We start from the raw sequence: 23,198 nt of genomic DNA, 5'->3' as shown, positions 1-23,198 counted from the left end.
TCAAAAAGGGGGAACCGGAATCAAAATCCTCCTTTTTAAGGAGGATTTAGGAGGATCTAAAGATTTTTATACCTCAGCCACCACTTTTAAAACATCCTCTTAAACACAAAATAGGTAAAAGAGACGAATTTTATTTTCTCTTTTACCTTCAACCCTCATCCAACAGGCAATTTCCGTGTTAGAAGCGTGCATATTCGCAACAATATTTTGCGGATTTTTCGGCATCATCCTTAAAAAGAACCTCGTTATGAAGATCATCTCTATGGATGTCATGAGTACCGGGGTTATCGCCTATTACGTGCTGATTGCATCACGAAATGGCTTATTCACACCAATTATTTCCAACGTCAAAAATATCAGATACGCCGACCCGGTTCCCCAGGCGGTTATATTGACGGCAATTGTGATCGGATTTTCGATTCAGGCGTTAATGCTGGTCGGCGTTATGAAGTTGGCACGAGATAATCCGACTTTGGAAAGCAGCGAAATCGAGAAGAATAACACGCCATGAGTAACATTACGATCGCATGGATTGCACTACCTCTGTTTTTGGGGTTCGTTATTTATCTGCTCCCCAAACTTGACAAATACCTTGCACTGTTTGTAGCTTTGGCTTCCGCAGGATATGCGTTGCAGCTATTTGTCACTCAATCGCCACTGACACTACAGTTACTAGATAATTTCGGCGTTATTTTAACAGTCGATGAATTAAGCGGCTACTTTATCTTAACTAATGCGCTGGTGACGGCAGCAGTCATCCTCTACTGTTGGCAAAGCGATAAAACAGTTTTTTTCTACGCACAACTGATCATTTTGCATGGCAGTATCAATGCCGCGTTTGCCTGTTCAGATTTGATCAGCTTATACGTGGCGTTAGAGGTAAGTGGTATTGCCGCGTTTCTGTTGATTGCCTATCCCCGGACTGACCGCTCGATTTGGGTTGGCTTACGCTATCTGTTTATCAGCAACGTAGGAATGCTTTTTTATCTGGTTGGTGCGGTGTTGGTTTATCAGGCGCATCATTCCTTTAGTTTTGAAGGTTTGCGGGTAGCACCTCCAGAAGCGCTTGCCCTGATTTTTTTAGGACTCTTGACAAAAGGAGGAATTTTTGTATCGGGATTATGGTTGCCGTTGACTCACTCTGAATCGGAAACGCCAGTATCGGCGATGCTGTCGGGAGTTGTAGTAAAAGCAGGTGTCTATCCATTAGTGCGGTGTGCGCTGATGGTGGAAGAGGTTGACCCAATAGTAAGAATTTTCGGAGTTGGCACGGCGCTTTTGGGAGTTTTCTATGCAGTCTTTGAAAAAGATACCAAGCGGATGCTGGCGTTTCACACAGTTTCGCAGTTGGGCTTTATCCTCGCCGCGCCGTCCGTGGGTGGTTTTTATGCGCTGACGCACGGACTGGTAAAATCGGCGCTTTTTCTGATCGCGGGGGCTTTACCGAGTCGCAATTTTAAGGAACTGCAACATCAACCGATCGCTACCCCAATTTGGATTGCCTTGGTGATAGCCAGCTTTTCGATCTCTGGGTTCCCCTTGTTGTCCGGCTTTGGGGCGAAGGTGTTGACGACGAAGAATTTGCTGCCTTGGCAAGCGATCGCTATGAATATTGCAGCCCTCGGAACGGCAATATCCTTTGCTAAATTCATATTTCTACCGCGTGGGGGAAAAGCGGAGGTAAAGCCTGGTTTCTGGGCAGCTATGATTCTGTTAATCGGTGGGCTGTTCCTAGCTAATATTGTGTATTACGAGGCTTATACCGTTGCGAATATCATCAAACCCCTCGCAACTATCGGGGTTGGATGGTTGGCGTACTTGCTAATTTTTAAACACTCAATACTCAAGCTACCGCGTGTCCTTGAAGAATTTGATCATCTGATCGGTGTAATGAGTCTGATTTTAATCTTGCTGTTCTGGAAGGGATTCGCATGGTTGGGCATCTAAATTTTATATTGCGACTGACTATTTGGTTTTTGCTCACTGCTAATTTCAGTGTGGCAAATATCATCATCGGCGTAAGTATCGCCTTCCTATTACCCGGTGGTCGTACAGCTAGGCAATCATTAAAAGATTGGCTGCGGGTGCTGGGTGAGATCATAGTGGCGATTCCGCAGGCGTATATTGAGGCATTCGAAATCATCCTCCGCCCGCATAACCACGAAGAGATAACGATGGAACAAGTCAAACCACGACGGACACCAGGGCTGATATTCCTAGATATATTCTTGATCACCTTTACACCAAAGACCATTGTTTTCAAATATCACGAAGCAGGCTGGTACGAAGTCCACCGAGTGCAACGGAGGAAAAAGGCATGATCTTGAACCTGGCATTGATTGCAATGATTCTGGCACTGCTTATTCCCATGTATGAGGCATGGCAAGATGATGATATTTGGCAAAAAATGCTGGCATTTGCCAGTGCTGCAACCAAATGTTCAATCATGATCCTGGTTATATCTGTCTTGCGCGACGATTGGATGATTGGTGTTGTCGGAGTAATCATTTTGAGCGTGGGCAATGCCGGATTGATGTTGTTGGCACATGTCCTCAAAAGAATGAATGATTTAGCGAATGAGTAATATATGATTAACGTGCTTAGTTATACCTGCATAGGTTTAGGAATCTTCTTTTGGTTTTGGGGAACCTTCCCCTTGCTTGGCGATCGCTCAGTGTTATTCAAGCTGCATAGTCTTTCGGTTGCAGATACGCTCGGATCAATGAGTATCATCATCGGACTGCTCTTGAAAATACCCAGTGAATGGCCGTTACTCATCCTTGCCATCATCTCTTTGGCAATTTGGAATACAGTGCTGGGGTATGTGTTGGCTTACTGTTCTAGTAGCGAGGGTAGCCATGAATGATAGCTATATATATGTGATCATTGCCCTGCTGCCGTTGGCTGCTTGTATGCTGGTATTTCAAGTCAATCCATACCATGCGCTGGTAATTCGAGGCATATTGGGAGCGATCGCAGCATTGGTATATACGGTTTTGGGGGCACCGGATGTTGCTTTGACCGAAGCCTTAGTGGGTACTATGCTGGCAATTACTCTCAATGCGATCGCAGTGCGCTCATCCTTGGTAATGCGTCTTGGCATACTTAACGAAGAGGCAGATAACAATCACCATTTTGCGAAACTGATGGATGAGTTCCGCACAATTTTTGGCAAACGCTATATGCGTCTTGAACTAGTAACCTACACAAATACGCAGTCTTTGCACCGGGCGCTGATGGAAAAAGAAGTTCATGCAATTTGTGCCCGGCCGAAACAAAGCGATCAAGACGAAAAGCAACTTTATCACACCAAAACCAGAATCCAACGCATCTATGACATCATGCAAACCGAACTTGCATCACCAGCGACAATCCTGAGTTATGTAAGTACACCAGCTGAAGGGGAGAAGCATAAATGAAATGGATCTACATTGCAGCAGGAATAGCGCTGTTTGTAAAAATGCTCGTCTTGCCGAATTCAGCGCCAGTCATACCAGATTTCTCTATCGTTGATTCGATTGTCAAAGATGGTGGCATACCCAATGCAGTTACAGTGATCATTCTCAGGAATCGTTTATATGACACTATCTTCGAGGTGGTGGTATTTACGATCGCAATTATGGGGGCTAGTTTTCTGCTGGCAAATGAAAGACCATCTTGCACAATCTATCGTTTCACCGATCAACCATCTATTGTTCTAGCACGGCTAGGAGCGACCATTACCTCGTTGGTAAGTATCGAACTCGCTATTCGGGGACATCTCAGCCCCGGTGGTGGTTTTGCCTCCGGGGTAGCGGGTGGAACTGCGATCGGTCTGATTGCGATTACCTCATCACCAGAGTGGATGCAAGGAATCTACCAACGCTGGCACGCCGCTACATGGGAGAAAGTTTCGGTTTTGGTTTTCATTGTACTGGCAGTTATAACTCTGGCTGGAATAGAGTTACCGCATGGTGAGTTGGGCGCACTTGTCAGTGGGGGCGTTATCCCCTTGCTCAATATTCTAGTTGCAGTCAAAGTCGCGTTAGGTTCGTGGGCGGTGATTTTAGTTTTTATTCGTTATCGGGGATTGTTGTGAGAGAGGAAGACTCTGCGTACCTCTGCGCTTACCTCAGGGGGAACGCATTTCATTTCTTCCTATTAATTGATAACCATTCTAAAATTATCTCGTCCCAAAGTGCATCCCTGCTAAAAAACCTTAGAGAAAAAATATTAAATCAGGGTTTCAGCCTTAAGTTCTATATGGTAGTATTTCATGGCATTATGTTAATAATCTTTATCTAAAAGCAAAGAGTCTCCAACCCATGAGTTTAGCTGTAATTAAATTCTCTTCAGAAGAATGCGGCATATGTCACAAAATGTCTTTTTATGACAAAAAGGTGGCAGAAGAACTGGGTTTAGAATTTATCGATGTAAAAATGCAGGATACGGCTGCTTACCGTAAGTATCGCAAGATTTTATTAACCCAGTATCCCGATAAATCAGAAATGGGATGGCCTACTTACATCATCTGCAATTCTCCAGAAGGGGAATTTCAGATTGTGGGTGAGGTAAAAGGAGGTCATCCCAAAGGGGAGTTTAGAACCCGTCTTCAAGAGGTTCTGGATTCCACAGCTAATCAGAACTAATTACCTCAAAAGATTTGACCTCTAGGGCAGGGCCAATCATGGCAGTTGTCATGATATCTTCACGCACCTGTCCTTTAACTTTTGCTTTTTGCCCGGCTTTGAGTAAGTCTTTGTCAGCCCCTCTGAGGATTTCGTAAGTAACGCCCTCTTCTGTGACTAACGCCCATGCGCCTGTGCCAATATCACGATGTTGGATTGTACCTGTAATTGTAATGCTCATAAACAGTGCTGAGTGCTGAGTTGGGAGTTGGGAGTTGGGAGTTGGGAGTTGGGAGTTGGGAGTTGGGAGTTGGGAGTTGGGAGTTGGGAGTTGGGAGTTGGGACTTGGGAGTTGGGAGTTGGGAGTTGGGAGTTAGGGGTTATAAAAATTCATTCCCCATGCCCCACTACCCATTTATGCTGTTTTTTCTTCGTTTTTTAATGCTAAACGAGCAAGTCCATAACAGATTATGGCATTCGCGATCAGGAAGAGGCGTGCTAAGTTACCACTTCCCAAACCCCAAACTGCTGGGTCGTAAAGCGCACTCACCGTCAAGCACGCTACTACACCTAAGGTTGAACCAATGGCAAACCATTTCCAACTAGGATGTCCTAGCAGCAATGCCATTAAAACAATGGGAATCAGTACGCTAGCAAACAAGGGATTCAACGCATCAGTTCCCTGGAGGGTATTGCCTAGTTCGGGAATTGAACTGCCCAAAACCCGGAAAGGCCATTGAGGAAGATCAAAAATATAGATTCCCTTGAGGAAGAATAACCCAGAACTGCCGGCAATTAGTCCACTGGATAAAGACCAACTCCAAGCAAAGGGGAAGTAAACCCGTAAAAACCAAGCCAGCAGATAGGAACCAACTACCATTAAAATCTTGGGTAACAGTGCTACTGCACCACCATCAATCCAAAAGCCGGGGTTGAGATAGCCGTTATCTCTTAACCAGCGGAAGAAATCTGGAAAACTGATTTGCCCTCCAAAGGCTAGTTTGACTGCTGCTTCTGCATTGAGTTGTCCAGCGCCATAATAGTTCAAACCATCATCCTGGATAACTCGCGCCGATTGCTTGAGGACTTTTAAAACTTCATCTGGTTCTTTGATGCCAGCAGCTTTGATTAATGCCGCAACACCAGCAACGTGGGGAGAAGCCATGCTTGTACCCTGGAAGCCCAGAAATACCCCTTCGCCCTTTTCGTCGATAGTTTCTTGGAGAATCTTACCAGCTTCACTACCGCCAGGAGCAGAGATATCTACCCCAGCACCAAAGTTAGAATAGGGTGCTCTTTCGCCATCTGGACCAATTGCCGAAACGCCGATGACGTAGGGATAGCGGGCTGGATAGCCTGCCCCATTGGCGTTTTCATTTCCTGCTGCGGCAACGATAACTACGCCTTTTCTATGGGCATAGTCGATCGCTTCTTTCATCAACTTGCTTTCACCGCTACCGCCCAAGCTCATATTAATCACATCTGCGCCTTTATCGGCAGCGAATTTAATTGCTTCGGCAATATCGGCAACAGTACCGCCACCATAAGAACTGAGTACCTTTAACGGCATCAGACTGGCTTCGTAAGCAATTCCAGCTACGCCATATTTATTATTTGTGGCTTGGGCAATAGTTCCGGCAACATGGGTACCGTGACCATTATCGTCTTTGGCTTCTTCTCGGTCGTTTACAAAATCATAGCCTTTGACGAATTTTGTCTCATACAAATCCCGAACCTTAGTAATCCCGGTGTCAATTACTGCAACTGTAATGCCACTGCCTTTGGTTTGACTCCATGCGCCTTCAATACCAATTTTGTGCAAGTTCCACTGCTTGCTGTAATATTGGTCATTGGGGCCAGTTAATGAGGGGCTTGTCTCATCATCTTCTTGTGGTCTCAAAAATTCACCTAACCAAGCTGCTTCACCGGGCTGTGGAATCTTCCTGTAGATATAATTTGGTTCAATAAATTCTGTAGCTTGGACAAACTGAGATTTTTTCAGTTCTTGAAGTCGCTGGCGATCGCCTTTGACAATATAAACATTATCTTTTTTGGAAAACTTGTTGTCTAATTGGGGTGTAACGTTGTATTGTTTGGCGATCGCTTGCAAATTCTGTTCCACCACAATTGATGGAATATCTTCCCGAAAATCAAGCAAAATCGTCTCAAACTCTCCTTTAGCTGCCAATCCCTGGAAATTCAGGAAACCAAATATGGCAGATCCCAGCCCAATGACAAACAAGCACAATAATATAAGCTTTCTCATATTAACTCATCACCGCTTTTTGCCAGTTTGCTCACTACCATAACTTATCTCCATCCTTTAGTGGTGGATTTTGCACTTTTAGTTACAAGTTTCACTCAGGACTTTTTTAAACGATGGAACGTGGTCTTTTGTGGTTGCCCCTATTAGTAATGTTTTTCTGGTTGGCTTGGCAAGGCTCGAAGGAGTATCAAAAAGTTGAAGCCTATCGCGCTTGGGCAGAGCAATTTGAACGGGCTAAGTACGATATTTATTCAGTATTGGGTCAAAAAGGCAACAATTTAACTTGGGGAAAACCCACACCTAAAGGGCCTGTTAAACTAGAAACATTCTCTTTGCTTGATGTTAGGGAAATATATCTTTTAGTAGATGAAAAAAAAGTAGATTTAGAAAATATACCGGAGAAAGGTCGTTCTATAGAGTTAGAATTTCTATTTTCCGAATCTAGTGGTTCAGTGCGGGTTCCGTTTACAGAAATCCCTTTGGCAGCAGAATGGGGTAAGTTTTTGCAGGGGGCGTTAGAAAGTTTGCGATCGCAAGCGAATCAGTAGTTATATTAAGTCTGGCTAATTATCTATGGCAGTAGATATCATAATCAAAATATTTAATTGAAGATAGAGGAAAGTCCAAGATGTCATCAGCACATTAGCTGTGCGATCATCGAGACCAGTTAAAGTATGAATTAAGAGCGATCGCGTAGTGAGGTTGAGCAATACTGGCGGTGAAGTCTGTTTTTGGTGATTCTCCTTTTTTTGTACTTTTACCAGACTAATGCTAGTTTTTGAACGCAACCCCTTGACAGAGATAGGGTGTAGGGAACGCTAGCAAAGAATTTAGTTGCTCAAGATTAAATCTTCTTTGTCTAGTTATTCCTCTACACCTTCTCCGTTAGCACAGCCTCTCGTAGAGAAGAGACAGGGTTATCAAAAGACACAACTAAATAGTGATAAAAGTGGAAGGTTGAGCCGAAAGTATACTTGCAGTGACATTATCCAACATTGCCAACACTTGATTGTCAGAACTATTCATAATGAAGGCTTGACTTCCTTGTTGCTGTATCAACAATTGACCGAACTTGAGACCACCTGACAACGCAAACTTGTCAGTGCCTACTGCAAAGTCAGTAATGGAGTCCGTGCCCTGACCTAAAGCCAATACAAAGGTGTCAGCACCATAACCCCCTGTAAGTACATCTTTGCCTGCGCCCCCATAAAGCCAGTCATTGCCTGCGCCCCCTAAAAGTTGGTCATCACCGATACCACCAAATAGTGTATCGTTACCGTTATCACCCGAAAGCTTGTCATTGCCGCTATCACCATAGAGCAAGTCATTCCCATCATTTGCCCAGAGAGTATCGTTTCCGTCGCCTCCAAAAAGTTGGTCATTTCCTAGATTACCTATGATGGTATCTGCACCCCCAAAGCCATAAATCTTATTGGCTGGGGCATTGCCTTTTAAGTACTCAGAATTTGCAGTGCCATTGAGAAGATAAATTTCGGTAGCAAGAGGGGCTTTAACTGTCCCACTAATGGCAAAGTCAAAGGGGCTTTCGTCACTATCGTTGTTGGTCAAACTGAAACTGCCAGCATAGGTTCCAGGCGTAGGTGTATTCGTATTGAGTGCCACTGTTATACTTTTTGAAGTGTTGGCAGCCACGGTATATGGAAGAGTTCCTACCAAACTAAAGCCGTCGGGGAGTTTGAGATTACTCACGTTGAGTGCAGCTGTACCAATGTTCTTGATGGTGAAAGTTTTGGTTACGGTACTGCCGAAAGCGACATTACCAAAGTTAATCGCAGTAGTGCTGCCATCTGCAATGTTAACTGTGCCATTGAGAACTTGAATTTCGGGAGCAGGAGCGGGCTTAACTGTACCACTAATGGCAAAGTCAAAGGGGCTTTCGTCACTATCGTTATTGGTCAGACTGAAACTGCCAGCATAGGTTCCAGGTGTTTTCGTATTGAGTGCCACTTTTATACTCGTCGAAGCCTTAGTAGCCAAGGTAGTTGGAAGAGTTCCTACCAAACTAAAGCCGTCAGGGAGTTTGAGATTACTCAGGTTGAGTGCAGCTGTACCAATATTCTTGATGGTGAAAGTTTTGGTTACGGTACTGCCGAAAGCGACATTACCAAAGTTAATCGCAGTAGTGCTGCCATCTACAATGTCAACTGTGCCATTGAGAACTTGAATTTCGGGAGCAGTAACTCTACCACTAATAGCAAAGTCAAAGGGGCTTTCGTTACTATCGTTGTTGCTTAAACTGAAGTTGCCAGTGTAGGTTCCAGGTGTATTCGTATTGAGTGCCACCGTTATACTGGTCGAAGTCTTGGCAGCCAAGGTAGCTGGAAAAGTTCCTACCAAACTAAAGCCATCGGGGAGTTTGAGATTACTCAGGTTGAGTGCAGCTATACCAGTATTCTTAATAGTAAAAGTTTTGGTCAGGGTGCTGCCAACAATGCTGTCGCCAAAGTTAATAGCGGTGGTACTGTTATCTGCAATGTCAACTGTGCCATCAAGAACTTGAATTTCGGGGGTAGGAGTATTATTGGTGGGGGCTTCGTATGCGCCAATGTCAATTAATACACTGCCGTTGCCATCGCCATCTAGGGGAATATTTTTAGTGATGCTATTGAAGGCATTAGAACCAGCATCGATTGCAGGACTTCCAGGTTTGAGCCTAAAGTCACCATTCGCTGCATCAACAAACAACGGGTCTTTGTTTAAAATATTTCCTGATCCTGTGCCTTTAAAAACTCCGTTGTAAGCAAGGTTATTGTCAAATGAAACATTACTAGAATTAACGAGCAAAGTCACAGACTCCCCGTTGCTTGCATACATAATATTGTTAGAGGCTCGAACATTTTTAGCACTGTTAACAAAAATTTCTCCGTCTGGGATTGTTTGTGAGTTTTGGTAAGTTGTATTATTAATAATGTCTACAGGATTTTCTCCTTTGAAAATTTGGATTCCAGCCCCTCCATTGTTGTAAACTAAGTTATTACTGATTAAGGCTTTACCAGTATACGCAACACCTCCAATATAAGAAGTGTCAAGCATTATTCCATGACCCTCTGTTATTTTTCCTGCATTAATCCAAGGAACTAATTGGTTATTATCAAAAGAGGTGTTACCCCGAAGAATTACTTTATAATCTGTTACGTTATTATCAGAGTTCCAAAGATTAAGCATTGTAATTCCTTGGTTCCCATAAGGTGAATACCAAGCATTTCCAGAAACGACATTGTTTTCTACTGTAATGTAGTCTACTTCTGTTCCTGCAATCCCGCCTCCTGGAAACTTAGAAACATTATTATTTTTAATTGTGATGTGATGTGAACGTTGCTTTTGGCTGCCATTAGTGAATGTAATATTAATACCATTTCCAGATGTTGCTGGGTTATTTAAATTGTCTTTTTGCTGAAGCGCATATTCTAATGTAATTTCATCTCGTGCTCCCACCAGCGTTAGCCCTTCAACTACTACGTATGAAGAGCCTGAAATTGATATAGCATTCCAATTATTTTTGTGTGCTTCTAAAACAGGTGTGTGCCCGGGATATGCAGTAAATGTGATCGGTGCATCAGCCTTACCCTGCTTATTTGTAATACTTAGGATATTAGCAGAGGCTGTGTTTGTGTAAGTACCATTCATGACGTAAACCGTATCACCTGCCTGCACCAAGTTAGCAGCTTTTTGGAGCGTGCGAAATGCGGCTCCCTCATTCAAGCCATTACTTTTATCATTACCTGTTCCAGAAACGTAATATGTTTTGCCAGCCATAGGTTTACTCCGAATGTGTGTAAGGGGAATTGGTCGTACACTCTCAGCAACTTTTTTTAGTTGCTAAATAGTTATTTGAATGAGTCATCTGTCTGGACTGTTCAAGACAGTCACAGTTGTCCGATGGCGTACCCACACGCCGTAGGCGATCGCAACTTGAAATCGCGTCGTTTGTAGAAACACTGTTGTAAAACTGAAAATTTTTCTCCTGTCAACCGTTGATAGTTAAATCAGGGGTATCGATACCGTCAATCGTCAGTGTTTTATTGAGGGTGATCGGACGATTAGCACGTAGATAAGGCAGCGCAAAGCCGGAGACGTTTTCTGTCTTCTCTGGGCTTGTTGTTAAAAGCTGGAATCGAATGGAATCGTATCTTCATCTGTGGCAGCCGCGTAGGCGTAGCCCGTCGCAGACATCGCTGCTCTTTGCTATCTGCTATATTCGATACGATAATCATAAATTGGCATAGTAATTCCTCAGAGCTTTGTCCGTTGTTTTAGGTCAGGAGGTTGCCAAATCGTCATGGTAAAATGCACCCCTTGCTAATAACTGAGGACTTAAAGTTGCAGTGGTTAAAGTTAAATTGGTTGAAACTTTAGTAGGTTGACCCCTTAACTTAAGGGAACTAATGTAACAACTTAGTCGAACCTGTTGTAATCGGTGTAACTGAGTCTTGTGAACTTAGTTAAAAGTAACCTTTACAAACAGCAATTGATATCAGTAAATACCCAGAATATAGTTTCTTTTTTTACAACAAAACAGGAAAAACTATGGAGTGCCGTGGTTGAGTCCTGTTAATTTCCACAGTGATATGGGAATGGAAAGCGCTTTGTGCGAGGATTTAATGAAGTTGCTCCAAAGATTTTTTGGAAGCGATGCTTTCTGGTACTTCCGCTACCCGTAGCTTGCTTTCCCTTAGGGTCTGGTGGGCTACGCCTACGCCAAGCCGCAACCATCTTGCCAGTAAGTAGATTGCCGTAAATCTTTGTTGTTGCAAGAAGGGATGAGGATGTTAGCCTAGTTCATCACTCTTTGAGATAGTTTGGTTTGATTGCGCCAACAACTCTAATCTTCATAATTATGAACGCTGAAATAAACTCCAGAATACCCGTTGCTTTAACCATTGCTGGTTCAGATAGTGGTGGCGGTGCAGGAATTCAAGCTGATTTACGCACCTTTGCTTTTCACTGCGTCCACGGTACTAGCGCTATAACCTGCGTCACGGCACAAAATACTCTAGGAGTCAGGAGGGTTGATGCCATGCTAAAAGAGGCTGTTGTGGCGCAAATTCAGGCAGTAGTTGAGGATATTGGCGTACAAGCTGCTAAAACAGGAATGTTGCTCAACCAGGAAATTATCTTTGCTGTTGCCCAGCAGGTGGAAGCTTTACAAATTGATAATTTAGTAGTTGATCCAGTAATGGTGTCACGTACGGGGGCACAATTGATTGATGATGATGCTGTGAAGACTCTGTGCCATGTCCTGATTCCCAAGGCGGTTATAATTACGCCGAATCGCTACGAAGCCCAGATTTTAAGCGGTTTACAAATTAATTCCTTGGAGGATATGCAAGCCGCAGCGGAAATTATTCATAAGGCTTTACGCACAAAGGCTGTTTTAGTCAAGGGTGGAGGTATGCAGGGAGATTTGCGTGGCGTTGATATTTGGTTTGATGGCGATAAGTTGGAAGTTTTGACTTGCCAGCAAGTAGAGACAAAAAATACCCACGGTACTGGTTGTACACTATCGGCTGCGATCGCTGCTAATCTGGCTAAGGGAAAAGACTTGTGGCAAGCAGTCCAACAGGCAAAGGCGTATGTGACTACTGCACTCACTTACGCCTTAGATATTGGCAAAGGGCAAGGCCCTGTAGGACACTTCTTCCCATTGTTACGAGATTAAACTCGTGGTCAGTTATTAAGCTGTTGAATGACCATTGACTACTGACTACTGAACTATATCCAAAATGTAAATAAGAAATCTTTGCCCTTTCGGCATTTTTCTATTATTCTTGGGCATAGTTTCAGGGCTGACTATCTTTGTTAGCATCTCTGTACGATCTACTTACCTTGATTTTTAATACCAAGCCCCCGATGCGAACAACCATAGGTTCTGTTCACAGGAATTCGCCAACACCGACTACTCAAGCCTACCCTCCCTCTGTACCACTATCTGTATATCGGGAATTGTCAACAGAGTTGCAAGCAGCACAGGCGAAGCTACATACACTCACCACCAAAAATCAGCAATTAGCACAAGAAAATCAACTTCTACGCCAAGAAATTACCAAAGTTGTTGAGTCTTTTTCTCATTTGCAAAAGTTTGTGGATTCCCATGCCACTTCTAGTTATCACCAAGCCCCCCAAGCTCCTAGCTACGTGAAAAATGCCGCTAAACAGCCAGTAACGCAAGCGCGTCCACCTCAACAGGTTTCTCGCCCAAGTCCACCTGTTGTGCCTAAAGCCCCACCCGAAAAAAGCCGCCGCCAAAACTTTTCTACACCTGTGATGGAAATGAATTTTCCGATACCAGAACCAATTTTTATAGAAGAGCAACAAGTAAGTTATTATTCCACTACTGAGTCAGATCCCAAGGGACTCAATGGCTGGTGGTTAATTATCACCATCTTGTTAATCATGCTTACTGCCTTTAGTGCTGGATATTTTGTTGTGCGTCCCTTGTTTGAACATCAGAAACGTTAGTTGACATTCCCACAGTCGGCAGCAGAAGGCTTTCGGGCTACCGAGCAATTTCTCTGCAATTACTCTCTAAATGGCGTAATTTATCTATTTTTAGGTTATAAAAGTTACATAAAATGCTAACTTGACAGCAGCTTCTTTATGTTAGAACCTCAAAGATTATCCAATTAATAAATCCTTGCAGCTTCTCATGTCCCAAACCCTCAGACAAAGCATCTACACTTTAAAAAAGTGGTAATTATTACATATGTTTTAGGAAAAGCACTGCTAGTTACAGCTTCAGACAGCGGATCTGGTTAGATATATAAACGAAGCTAGTAGAAGTCAGGAGTCAAAAAGATGAAAAAAGTAGAAGCTATTATTCGCCCATTCAAGCTAGACGAGGTAAAAATTGCCTTGGTTAACGCTGGTATTGTCGGCATGACTGTTTCTGAAGTCCGGGGGTTCGGACGGCAGAAAGGCCAAACTGAACGGTATCGCGGTTCTGAGTACACCGTTGAGTTTCTGCAAAAACTCAAAGTGGAAATCGTAGTTGACGACAATCAAGTTGATATGGTGGTGGACAAAATTATTGCTGCTGCCCGCACTGGTGAAATCGGCGATGGTAAAATTTTCATCTCGCCTGTTGAGCAAGTGATTCGGATTCGCACCGGCGAAAAGAACACAGAAGCAGTTTAAAAAAGTTATGAGTTAAGAGTTAAAAGTTATGAGTTGTGAGTCAGAATTCATAACTCCTAACTCCTAACTCCTAACTCTCTCCAGTTGCGGAAGTAAAGCTGTAAAAGCTTTGCCTCGATGGCTAATTGACCTTTTTAACTCCCGTGTCATCTCAGCAAAGGTCAACTGCAACTCTTGCACGTAAAAAATTGGGTCGTAGCCGAAACCACCATCACCACGTGGTGCATGGAGAATTTCACCACGACAAACACCTTCAGATTCTAATACGATCGCACCATCAGGACGAGCGATCGCTACTGCACAAACAAATTGAGCTTGCCGATTTGCTTCGTTGCCTAATTCCCTCAATATCCTAGCAATGCGTTCTGAGTCGGTTTTAGCGTAACGTGCAGAATACACTCCTGGTGCCCCATTTAGGGCATCTACTTGCAAGCCCGAATCATCAGCAATTGCCCAGTTTCCTGTGGCTTTAGCAATTTGTGAGGCTTTTAGACAAGCGTTAGCGGCAAAGGTTTCGCCCGTTTCTTCAATGTCTAATTCTTCAGGTTTGAGGGTTAATTCCCAACCAGAATTTTCCAGGTAAGCTTGCATTTCCCGCAACTTACCGGGATTTCCTGTGGCTACTACAAGTAATGTCATGAATTACAAATTATTAGTTAGGAGTTAGGAGTGATGAGTTATGAGTTAATTAATTCCTAACTCCTAACTCTCAACTCCTCACTAATTTTACTCCGCCCACTGTTTCGCCCAAGCAAGAGTTTGATGCACTTGCTCAATTGTCGAGGCTTCGCAGTACAGGCGTAAAACTGGCTCAGTACCGCTAAATCGAATCATTAACCAGCTTTGATCCGCAAGGCGATATTTGTAGCCGTCAATTGTTTGGCAATCAATCACTGCTTTACCTGCAATTTCCGTCAATGGTTGGGTTTGCAGTTGTTGCAAAAGACGCGATCGCACTTCCATACTTGCTAAGGGTAAATCAATGCGATCGTATGCTGAGGTAAACCCTGTTTGTTTCTGCAAGTAGCGATAATATTCACCTAAATCCAAACCAGATTCTACAATCGCCTCTAGGACGTACAATGCTGACAGCAGTGCATCCCGTTCGGGAATATGGCTACCATAGCCGATTCCTCCCGACTCTTCGCCGCCCAGCAAAACTTCTGCTGCTAACATTCTGTCAGCAATGTATTTATAACCAACTGCTGTCTCAAATACTGAGAGGTTATGTAGTGCCGCTACAAGGGGCATCAAGTCGGAACCACTAACAGTTTTGACTATTTCACCCTTAAAGCCGCGCCGCAGGGTTAAGTGGTCGATTAATATCGGGATTAATACTTGGGAACTTAGGAAGTTTGCTTCTCCATCCACTGCTGCAATGCGATCGCAGTCTCCATCAAATACCAACCCCACCGTTAAACTTGATTTATCGGTTTCTCGGTGAGTCTTGATGACTTCAAATAGCTTTGAAAGGTATTTAGGTAAGGGTTCCGGCGCACCGCCACCAAATAGGGGATCGCGATCGCTGTTGATTTCTTTGACCTGATTGCCTAGTAGTCTTGCCAATCCGCCAGCAGCTGCGCCATGCATAACATCGGCAAATAACGTTAATTTACCAGATGCGATCGCTTCTCGAAGTTTGGCAATATCAACTTTACCTTCTAGCGTTTGGGTATAACTGGGCCAAGGATCGAATTTCTCTTGCTTGCCTGGAGTAGCTGCTAGTGGTACTCCAACCGACAACTGCGCTTCTATCTCTTTTGTGACTTCTGGTGGCACTGATCCACCAAAATAACCCTTCACTTTTAACCCCAAGTATGTGCCAGGATTATGACTGGCTGTAATTACCAGCGCCCCTAAAGCATTGAGTTCTTTTGCGGCCCAACTATAAGCTGGAGTTGGGGCATAGCTCTCGCTCAGTAGCACATCAAATCCGACAGCAGTGACAGTATCAGCAACAGCACGAGCAAAGTCTTCGGCCATGAATCGGCGATCGTAACCGACAATTATTGTCCGGCTACCCACCGTAGAAAAATATGTATCATATAATACTTTTGCGGCGACTGGCGCGACCAGGGCTAGGCGTTCAAAGGTGAACTCGTCACCAATAATGCCCCGCCAGCCGTCTGTACCAAACTTGATTGAGTTAGCTACAACTGGCATCTAAGTATCCTAACTGTCTACTTGAGGATTCTAGCATTTATACAGTGTATAAAGTAAAAAAAGAATCTAGTAAAAATATGTACTAATATTAGGCTGTTTCAACACAAAATTGAGCGAATTTGTGCAATGAAGTGCGTAGACGCGCAGCAACTTGTCTTTAGACAGTGCCTTTTGGCTCACAAGTAAAATTTGCCTTTGTGAACTTTTCACATAGTATCTACGCAGGATTATCCAGATTTGGATGTATTAGCTGCTCTACCTCGGAAGCTTTTTCGTTTAAATCAAGCTCTCTATAGATTTGCAGACTTTCTCTTAAAAACTGGATAGCAGTTGCTTTACTACCTGATTGATGATGCTGGGCGCGGCTCAAGTATATTTCGCCCAAGAGTTTACGAGATGAAGCTTCTAGTTCCCGGCGATTGTACTCCTGAAAAACTTGGAGGGATTCTTGAGCTAATTCTTCGGCTCGGTCAAGATTTTTTAAGGCGCTGACTTCCAGATAAGCACGGGCGATATCAAGAGCTTCATCTGCTCGATTTATTGTCTGCCCTAGTTCGGCAAGATACGTCAAGCCAATATTATAATATTCTTCAAATTGGGCAATTTGTTCTTGCGGTAACGAGTCGTCAATAGATGATAGGCGTAGGCGTTCCGACAAGATTAAGCTAAAGATAATGTAGTCGTAAGCAAGATTTTCTTTATAGTCTCCTGTAGTATTTGTTTGGATGGCTTGACGGATATTTTGTTCAGCTTGCGACAGTAATTCAAAAGCTACTGCTCTATCTGAGGTATTTTTTGGTAACAAGCGTTGATTGTTCCCAAGTTGCATATAGCATCTAGCCGCACTCTCATCATGGCCTAAGTGCTGATAGAGATTTCGACTTTGCTGGTAATATTCAATTGCCTTTGTGTAATCCTTTAAATTGCGGTAGCAACTAGCAATCCAAGATAGTTGATTAGCTACATTCTTCTCTAGACCCAATTGCTCATAAAGATCATGGCTTTGTTGATGGTAGGCGATCGCTTGTTCATACTTACCCCAAGCTTGATAAATTCGACCTAGTTGATTGTAGCCATCTGCTACATTTGTTTGGTCGTCCAGTTGTTGACGGATTGCTAAATCCTTGAGTTCATATTCGAGTGCCTGCTGATATTTGCCCCAATCCCGATAGCAACTAGCTAACCAGTACCATAAGTTAGCGATATCCTTCTCTTTGCCCAATTGCTCATAGAGGTCATAGCTTTGTTGCAAGTAGGCGCTCGCTTGTTGATATTTGCCCCAAGCTTGATAGATTTGACCTAATTGACGGTAAGTTACAGCTATCAATGATGTGTCATTTAATGTCTGGCGTATGATCAAACATTGCTGTTGACACTCTGATGCCTGTTCATATTTGCCCCAGTCGCTATAAGAATCAGCTAGCCAATAACACAAGTTAGCCACATCCTTCTCTTTGCCCAATTGCTCATAGAGTTCGCGGCTTTGGTGGTAATAGGCGATCGCTTGTTCGTATTTCTCCCAAGCTTGATGAATCCAGCCTAGTTGAAAGTAGGCACTAGCTATACTTGGTTCGTCTTCTAAGCATTGATATTGTGCCAAGCACTTTTGCTGACACTCAAGTGCTTGTTGATATTTGCCCCATTCCCGATAGCACACAGCTAAGTTGTACCACTGACTAGCTACATCCTTCTCTTTGCCCAATTGCTCATACAGATCACGGCTTTGTTGAAAGTAGGTGATCGTTTGTTCGTACTTGCCCCAACTTTGATGAATCCAGCCTAGTTGAAAGTAGGCACTAGCTATATCTGCTTGGTCTTCTAACTTTTGATATTGTGCCAAGCACTTTTGCTGACACTCAAGTGCTTGTTGATATTTACCCCATTCCCGATAGCAAACTGCTAAGTTGTACCACTGACTAGCTATATTCTTCTCTTTACCCAATTGCTCATACAGATCACGGCTTTGTTGGAAATAGGTGATCGCTTGTTCATATTTTCCCCATGCTTGATGAATCCAGCCTAGTTGAAAGTAGGCACTAGCTATATCTGCTTGGTCTTCTAACTTTTGACGTTCTGCCAAGCACTTTTGCTGACACTCAAGTGCTTGTTGATATTTACCCCATTCTCGATAGCATCCAGCTAAGTTGTACCACTGGTTTGCTATATTCTTGTCTTGACCCAATTGCTCATACAGGTTACGGCTTTGTTGGAAATAGGTGATCGCTTGTTCATATTTTCCCCATGCTTGATGAATCCAGCCTAGTTGAAAGTAGGCACTAGCTATACCTGGTTTGTCTTCTAACTTTTGATATTGTGCCAAGCACTTTTGCTGACACTCAAGTGCTTGTTGATATTTACTCCATTCTCGATAGCATCCAGCTAAGTTGTACCACTGGTTTGCTATATTCTTGTCTTGACCCAATTGCTCATAGAGGTCACGACTTTGTTGGTAGTAGGCGATCGCTTGTTCATATTTATCCCATGCTTGATAGATGCGTCCCAAACGTGAGTAGGCCAAACCTATTCCGGGTTGCTCGTCTAACTGCTGGCGGATTGCCAATTCTTTTTGCTCACACTCTACGGCTTCCTGATATTTACCCCATTCTTGGTAGCACCCAGCTAGGTTGTACCACTGACTAGCTACATTTTTGTCTTGACCCAATTGCTCATAGAGGTTACGGCTTTGTTGGAAGTCGGCGATCGCTTGTTCATATTTTCCCCATGCTTGATGAATCCAGCCTAGTTGAAAGTAGGCACTAGCTATATCTGCTTGGTCTTCTAACTTTTGACGTTCTGCCAAGCACTCTTGCTGACACTCAAGTGCTTGTTGATATTTACCCCCTTCTCGATAGCACCCAGCTAAGTTGTACCACTGACTAGCTACATTTTTGTCTTGACCCAATTGCTCATAGAGGTCACGGCTTTGTTGGAAATAGGCGATCGCTTGCTCATATTTGCCCCAACTTTGATGAATCGAGCCTAGTTGAAAGTAGGCACTAGCTATATCTGCTTGGTCTTCTAACTTTTGACATTGTGCCAAGCACTTTTGCTGACACTCAAGTGCTTGTTGATATTTACCCCAATCACGATAGCACCCAGCTAAGTTGTACCACTGACTAGCTACATTCTTGTCTTTGCCCAATTGCTCATAGAGTTCACGGCTTTGCTGGTGGTAGGTGATCGCTTGTTCATATTTACTCCATGTTTGATATATACGTCCTAACTGATAATGAGCAAGAGCTATTCTAGTTTGGTCATCTAACTGCTGGCGAATTGCCAAATCATTTTGCTCACACTCTACCGCTTCCTGATATTTACCCCAATCACGATAGCAATCAGCTAGCCGATACCACTGGTTAGCTATATCTTTCTCTTGATCTAATTGCTTATAGAGATTACAGCTTTGTTGGTAATGAGCAATTGCCTGTTCGTATTTGCACCATGCTTGATAGATGCGTCCCAAACGCGAGTAGGACAGACCTATTCCGGATTGCACGTCAAATTGCTGGCGGATTGCTAATTCTTTTTGCTCACACTCAAGTGCCTGCTGATATTTACCCCATTCCCGATAGCAATCACCTAACCAGTACCATTGGTTTGCTACATTCTTGTCTTGACCTAATTGCTCATAAAGGTCACGACTTTGTTGGAAGTCGGCGATTGCTTGTTCATACTTACCCCATGCTTGATAAATACGACCTAGCTGATGATAAGCGTCCGCTACATTTGCTTGATCATCTAGCTGTTGGCGAATTGCTAAATCTTTGAGTTCATATTCAACCGCCTGTTGATATTTACCCCAATCTTGATAGCAACGAGCTAGACAGTACCATAAGTCGGCGACATCTTTTTCTTTACCCAATTGCTCATAGAGGTCACGGCTTTGTTGGTAGTGGGCGATCGCCTGTTTATACTTACCCCAGTCTTGATAAGTTTTACCTATATTCCAAAAATCACTTGCTTCATCATCTTTAGACTTGCGAAACCCTCTGTCTATAGCTAACGCCTGTTGGAAGCATTCTAGTGACTGCTCGTATTTGGTGTGTAAGCGGTAACAAACACCCCGATTTCTCCAGAACAACCGAAAAGCAGATGGATCAATATATAAGGCTAGTTTTTCAAAGCATTCCTGATAGTAGTCAATTGCTTGATCAAATTTCTCTTGTTCCTGATAACAAGTTGCAATCGACCAAGCTATATAAGCACTGTGCCTGACATTTGACTGCGCATTGATTTCTTCTAGAAGCTCAACAGCTTTTGTATATTTATCTGTACGAATATAAGATATTGCAGTGAGTAACTTTAATGCCCTTTGAGAGTCTTGATCACCACCATAATTTTCCAGACTATTTTCTAGAGCCGATGTCATTTCTTCACCTAGTTCTTTAACCAATTCTCTAAGACGACAAAATATATTAGGCTCTAGCTGATTAACAATATCAATGGCACAACTAACTAATCCTGCCCCTGATTCACCACAAGCAACATAAAGAATAGCTGTCTGTGCTTTTACCCGTATTTCTTCAGCAAGTGTTGAGTCATTAGCAAATTCTTTCAGTCTTACCAGAACCTCACCTTTCTGGTTAAAAAGTTCAATTTGGCGTAACAGCCTTAACAGTTGTTTAGTTGTATCATCCTCAAAGTCTGTATCCAAACCAAGATAGGTCATAACTAATTTTTGAATTAGCTTTTTGCGACGACTACTATTGACCTCAACTTGAGTTAAAACCTCACCAGCAAATATCAAATCTTTCAACCGTAATTCCAACTGCTTACAGTTAGTAGTTAATTCCTCTTGCAAATTTGACCAGATGATAATCGCATCCTGCGAAGATGCATTTTTTATTTTTAACTTACCACCTTTAATTACAGGTTCATAAGACTCAAGATTACTGAAAAGCTGCTCAACTAGCTTATTAACCTGTTTAGGAGAATAAATTCCGTAATAGCCTAAAGCTAGTAGAATCGGCTCATTCCAACGCGGCTCATGCAAATGTTTACGGATAATTGCTAAAATATCGCTTACTTCATTGTCAGCGATATAACGTGCAGCAAAGTACTCCTCAAACGTCAGGTGCATAAAGCCGTAGACTCCAGGCGCACGTTCCACAAATAGACCTGTGGTTTCCCGCACTTTTCGTAAAAACTCCTGCACAGCTTGGCGTACTGAGTCTGCTTCTAGGTCAGTATCATTTAATTCTGCTAGCTTTGCTGCTAACTGTTGTTCAACTTCTGCCTCAGTGACTAAACCAGAAGGCTTTTCCTCATGCATCCAGTAAGCCAGTGGTGCTAAAAATGCCACTACTTCATTTTGGTTCAGCAGCACTTTCGGAGCATCTGGCAACTTCTTACCTAGCTGCCAATCTTCGGTTAAGGTTTGCACTGCTAATTCATAAAGTTTCACCCGGCGGTTAGGTAGGCGCTCACCATTGCGGTGAATCAGTGCCAAAATTGTCAACAGTAGAGGGTTCGCTGTCAAGCGCTTTACACCCTCGTTATCTTTTATTGCCTCTAAAATCTTCCTTGCTTGGTCATCTCCTGCTCTTTGCCATTGTGCCTCACTAGCTTCTGGCTGCTGCGCTCGTTCTATCGCCAAACACCAGCGTTCCAGGAATTTTTCTACCTGTTCGCTACCCATATCTTCAATAGTGAACTCAGCAAAACGGCTGCTCAGTTTCACATCGCGGTAGCCAGCTATGCGGCTGGTAATGACAAACTTATTAGTAGAGAAAGTATTGACAAACTGATCAATTCTTTCCACAATCAGCCTGCGGCTTTCTTGTTCAAATACCTCATCTAGCCCATCCAGCAGTATCAAGCACTGCCCTTGGTGCATTTTTTCTAATAGTAGCGCCGCCATCTCTGTTCCCGCTTCCACTTCATCTTGAAAGTAAGCTTCCCACTGGCGGTAAAATTGGTGCAGATAGTCCAACAGACTTAACTTTGGTTCTTGTTGAAGTCGTTCTGCATAGTCGGCAATACGAAAGAAAATTGGCAACAGAGCTTTACCCAATTCTTCTTGGGGTTCGCCACCTATTACTGTTTCATTGCCATCACGTTTTGCTGTGGCAAAATGTAGCGCTAGATAACGCAGTAGCGTTGTCTTTCCCGCCCCTGGAGCGCCGAGAATCACGCAGTATTGATTCTCCCGCACTGCATGGGATAAATCAATTCTTGTTGTTACTGTTTTGGTGCTAGTAGCGGGTATTGAACTTAGTAAAACTGGTTCGTAATAGGAAGGTTCGTCTAAATCGTAGAGGCTAGAGATGCTTACGCTCAACCTGTGTTCAGCTTGGCGAAATGTAGTCATCTCTTGGTCTAGTTTCGACGTTTCTGTAATCTGCTGTCGCCTTACAGCTTGCAGTGAAACATAAATTTGATCGAGAAAAATATCTACTTGGCGCTGGACTTGCATCACACCGCTAATTTTGAGATAGGAATTCTCAGCTATCAACCACTCAAGATAAGGATAAAACAAGGGATTTACAGGTGGACGTGCCTCAAATTTCACCAACTTACCCCGCCAATCCCAGAAATCAGGCGCACGGTTACGAAATTCTTCTAAAAATTCCTCTTTATTCAGCCAAAAAATTATGACCAATTCCCGACCAAATAGCGAATCTCTCCCTAAATTTAACTGCTTCATCTCTTGTTTGAGGCGGGATGTCGGCAGTTGGTCAATTCCAAACGCCATTACCAATTTGCGTTTATTTTGGGAATTATGCAGCCCAGTTTCATCTAAACTGTAGAGAAAATTATAGAGTGAGTTATCACTGTAAAAGAAGTTTTGAGGCTCATGAAAAGTATGATCTCCATATGATAAAAGTAACTTAATTGCCTCGACTACTGGATGTTGTGGCCCACTCTCCGGTGCAATAGCAAAAATTGTCGTTGTCCCACTAGATAATTCTAAGAAACTAACTAATTTTTTTAGCTCTGTTGCGTCATTTGCACTTATAGAATAAGTGATAGATTCGTTAGAAGCCATTTTTATTGATGAATAATTG

Annotated in this window: 19 protein-coding genes; 12 read left to right on the top strand and 7 right to left on the bottom strand. The window is 43.2% G+C overall.

Annotated elements, in window-relative coordinates; all coding sequences use genetic code 11:
* Nucleotides 1-175: 175 nt before the first annotated feature.
* The 8 genes from H6G92_RS09670 (at nt 176) to H6G92_RS09635 (ending at nt 4,628) form a co-directional block, all read left to right on the top strand.
* On the top strand, nt 176-511 hold the full coding sequence (locus tag H6G92_RS09670; protein WP_190893182.1) for a cation:proton antiporter subunit C: 336 nt from the start codon (nt 176-178) through the stop codon (nt 509-511).
* Nucleotides 508-1,947, top strand: a complete 1,440-nt coding sequence (locus tag H6G92_RS09665; protein ID WP_190893181.1) for a cation:proton antiporter — start codon at nt 508-510, stop codon at nt 1,945-1,947. Before H6G92_RS09670 ends, H6G92_RS09665 begins: the two co-directional genes overlap by 4 nt.
* Entirely contained in the window at nt 1,932-2,321 is a 390-nt protein-coding gene (locus H6G92_RS09660) for a Na+/H+ antiporter subunit E (protein ID WP_190893180.1), read from the top strand. The genes H6G92_RS09665 and H6G92_RS09660 overlap by 16 nt, the downstream gene beginning before the upstream one ends.
* Entirely contained in the window at nt 2,318-2,584 is a 267-nt protein-coding gene (locus tag H6G92_RS09655; protein WP_190893179.1) for a hypothetical protein, read from the top strand. Before H6G92_RS09660 ends, H6G92_RS09655 begins: the two co-directional genes overlap by 4 nt.
* Nucleotides 2,585-2,587: 3 nt before the next feature.
* Nucleotides 2,588-2,866 (top strand): monovalent cation/H(+) antiporter subunit G, encoded by a 279-nt coding sequence (locus tag H6G92_RS09650; protein ID WP_190893178.1) that lies wholly within the window; start codon nt 2,588-2,590, stop codon nt 2,864-2,866.
* The gene (locus H6G92_RS09645; RefSeq protein WP_190893177.1) at nt 2,859-3,419 is read left to right on the top strand and encodes a DUF4040 domain-containing protein; all 561 of its coding nucleotides are present in this window, start codon (nt 2,859-2,861) and stop codon (nt 3,417-3,419) included. The genes H6G92_RS09650 and H6G92_RS09645 overlap by 8 nt, the downstream gene beginning before the upstream one ends.
* The gene (locus H6G92_RS09640) at nt 3,416-4,078 is read left to right on the top strand and encodes a Na(+)/H(+) antiporter subunit B (protein ID WP_190893176.1); all 663 of its coding nucleotides are present in this window, start codon (nt 3,416-3,418) and stop codon (nt 4,076-4,078) included. The genes H6G92_RS09645 and H6G92_RS09640 overlap by 4 nt, the downstream gene beginning before the upstream one ends.
* A gap of 226 nt (nt 4,079-4,304) precedes the next feature.
* Nucleotides 4,305-4,628, top strand: coding sequence for a thioredoxin family protein (locus H6G92_RS09635; RefSeq protein WP_190893174.1), 324 nt, complete (start codon nt 4,305-4,307; stop codon nt 4,626-4,628).
* Here H6G92_RS09635 and H6G92_RS09630 read toward each other — a convergent pair.
* Complete coding sequence (locus H6G92_RS09630; protein ID WP_190893172.1) at nt 4,615-4,848, bottom strand: hypothetical protein; 234 nt, start codon at nt 4,846-4,848, stop codon at nt 4,615-4,617. The two genes, H6G92_RS09635 and H6G92_RS09630, sit on opposite strands and share 14 nt — an antisense overlap.
* 174 nt (nt 4,849-5,022) lie before the next feature.
* Nucleotides 5,023-6,873 (bottom strand): S8 family peptidase, encoded by a 1,851-nt coding sequence (locus H6G92_RS09625; protein ID WP_190893170.1) that lies wholly within the window; start codon nt 6,871-6,873, stop codon nt 5,023-5,025.
* Nucleotides 6,874-6,986: 113 nt separating this feature from the next.
* Here H6G92_RS09625 and H6G92_RS09620 point away from each other — a divergent pair, with 113 nt between their 5' ends.
* Nucleotides 6,987-7,421: a hypothetical protein gene (locus H6G92_RS09620; RefSeq protein WP_190893167.1), complete on the top strand. Its 435-nt coding sequence runs from the start codon at nt 6,987-6,989 to the stop codon at nt 7,419-7,421.
* A gap of 15 nt (nt 7,422-7,436) precedes the next feature.
* On the opposite strand, the gene H6G92_RS09615 is transcribed toward H6G92_RS09620, so the two are convergent.
* The gene (locus tag H6G92_RS09615) at nt 7,437-7,661 is read right to left on the bottom strand and encodes a hypothetical protein (RefSeq protein ID WP_190893164.1); all 225 of its coding nucleotides are present in this window, start codon (nt 7,659-7,661) and stop codon (nt 7,437-7,439) included.
* Nucleotides 7,662-7,806: 145 nt separating this feature from the next.
* On the bottom strand, nt 7,807-10,650 hold the full coding sequence (locus H6G92_RS09610; protein ID WP_190893162.1) for a choice-of-anchor D domain-containing protein: 2,844 nt from the start codon (nt 10,648-10,650) through the stop codon (nt 7,807-7,809).
* A 1,081-nt stretch (nt 10,651-11,731) separates the two neighbouring features.
* Between H6G92_RS09610 and thiD the strand changes: the two genes are divergently transcribed.
* The 3 genes from thiD (at nt 11,732) to H6G92_RS09595 (ending at nt 14,028) form a co-directional block, all read left to right on the top strand.
* Complete coding sequence (gene thiD / locus H6G92_RS09605; RefSeq protein ID WP_190893160.1) at nt 11,732-12,553, top strand: bifunctional hydroxymethylpyrimidine kinase/phosphomethylpyrimidine kinase; 822 nt, start codon at nt 11,732-11,734, stop codon at nt 12,551-12,553.
* 191 nt (nt 12,554-12,744) lie between these two features.
* Nucleotides 12,745-13,353, top strand: coding sequence for a hypothetical protein (locus H6G92_RS09600; protein WP_190893158.1), 609 nt, complete (start codon nt 12,745-12,747; stop codon nt 13,351-13,353).
* Nucleotides 13,354-13,689: 336 nt separating this feature from the next.
* Nucleotides 13,690-14,028 carry a P-II family nitrogen regulator gene (locus tag H6G92_RS09595; RefSeq protein ID WP_012410794.1) on the top strand — a complete coding sequence of 113 codons (339 nt, stop codon included), beginning with the start codon at nt 13,690-13,692 and terminating at the stop codon, nt 14,026-14,028.
* Between the two features lie 63 nt (nt 14,029-14,091).
* On the opposite strand, the gene rdgB is transcribed toward H6G92_RS09595, so the two are convergent.
* The 3 genes from rdgB to H6G92_RS09580 all read right to left on the bottom strand — a co-directional run bounded on the left by rdgB (nt 14,092) and on the right by H6G92_RS09580 (nt 23,179).
* A complete protein-coding gene (rdgB, locus tag H6G92_RS09590) occupies nt 14,092-14,667 on the bottom strand; it encodes an RdgB/HAM1 family non-canonical purine NTP pyrophosphatase (RefSeq protein WP_190893156.1) in 576 nt (191 codons plus the stop codon).
* 87 nt (nt 14,668-14,754) lie between these two features.
* The gene (locus H6G92_RS09585; protein ID WP_190893154.1) at nt 14,755-16,191 is read right to left on the bottom strand and encodes a phosphoglucomutase/phosphomannomutase family protein; all 1,437 of its coding nucleotides are present in this window, start codon (nt 16,189-16,191) and stop codon (nt 14,755-14,757) included.
* Nucleotides 16,192-16,408: 217 nt separating this feature from the next.
* Nucleotides 16,409-23,179 carry a tetratricopeptide repeat protein gene (locus tag H6G92_RS09580; RefSeq protein WP_190893152.1) on the bottom strand — a complete coding sequence of 2,257 codons (6,771 nt, stop codon included), beginning with the start codon at nt 23,177-23,179 and terminating at the stop codon, nt 16,409-16,411.
* Nucleotides 23,180-23,198 lie beyond the last annotated feature (19 nt).

It is taken from the genome of Nostoc foliaceum FACHB-393 (assembly GCF_014698505.1).
Taxonomy (GTDB): domain Bacteria; phylum Cyanobacteriota; class Cyanobacteriia; order Cyanobacteriales; family Nostocaceae; genus Nostoc; species Nostoc foliaceum_A.
This window is presented reverse-complemented; position numbering and strand designations above follow the sequence as displayed.

Bases quoted from the DNA above. Each gene is read 5' to 3' on its own strand.
- H6G92_RS09665 (WP_190893181.1), top strand. From the start codon at position 508: ATGAGTAACATTACGATCGCATGGATTGCACTACCTCTGTTTTTGGGG.
- thiD (WP_190893160.1), top strand. From the start codon at position 11,732: ATGAACGCTGAAATAAACTCCAGAATACCCGTTGCTTTAACCATTGCT.
- H6G92_RS09645 (WP_190893177.1), top strand. From the start codon at position 2,859: ATGAATGATAGCTATATATATGTGATCATTGCCCTGCTGCCGTTGGCT.
- H6G92_RS09625 (WP_190893170.1), bottom strand. From the start codon at position 6,873: ATGAGAAAGCTTATATTATTGTGCTTGTTTGTCATTGGGCTGGGATCT.
- H6G92_RS09620 (WP_190893167.1), top strand. From the start codon at position 6,987: ATGGAACGTGGTCTTTTGTGGTTGCCCCTATTAGTAATGTTTTTCTGG.
- H6G92_RS09655 (WP_190893179.1), top strand. From the start codon at position 2,318: ATGATCTTGAACCTGGCATTGATTGCAATGATTCTGGCACTGCTTATT.
- H6G92_RS09660 (WP_190893180.1), top strand. From the start codon at position 1,932: ATGGTTGGGCATCTAAATTTTATATTGCGACTGACTATTTGGTTTTTG.
- H6G92_RS09630 (WP_190893172.1), bottom strand. From the start codon at position 4,848: ATGAGCATTACAATTACAGGTACAATCCAACATCGTGATATTGGCACA.
- H6G92_RS09580 (WP_190893152.1), bottom strand. From the start codon at position 23,179: ATGGCTTCTAACGAATCTATCACTTATTCTATAAGTGCAAATGACGCA.
- H6G92_RS09610 (WP_190893162.1), bottom strand. From the start codon at position 10,650: ATGGCTGGCAAAACATATTACGTTTCTGGAACAGGTAATGATAAAAGT.
- H6G92_RS09650 (WP_190893178.1), top strand. From the start codon at position 2,588: ATGATTAACGTGCTTAGTTATACCTGCATAGGTTTAGGAATCTTCTTT.
- H6G92_RS09600 (WP_190893158.1), top strand. From the start codon at position 12,745: ATGCGAACAACCATAGGTTCTGTTCACAGGAATTCGCCAACACCGACT.
- rdgB (WP_190893156.1), bottom strand. From the start codon at position 14,667: ATGACATTACTTGTAGTAGCCACAGGAAATCCCGGTAAGTTGCGGGAA.
- H6G92_RS09635 (WP_190893174.1), top strand. From the start codon at position 4,305: ATGAGTTTAGCTGTAATTAAATTCTCTTCAGAAGAATGCGGCATATGT.
- H6G92_RS09585 (WP_190893154.1), bottom strand. From the start codon at position 16,191: ATGCCAGTTGTAGCTAACTCAATCAAGTTTGGTACAGACGGCTGGCGG.
- H6G92_RS09595 (WP_012410794.1), top strand. From the start codon at position 13,690: ATGAAAAAAGTAGAAGCTATTATTCGCCCATTCAAGCTAGACGAGGTA.
- H6G92_RS09640 (WP_190893176.1), top strand. From the start codon at position 3,416: ATGAAATGGATCTACATTGCAGCAGGAATAGCGCTGTTTGTAAAAATG.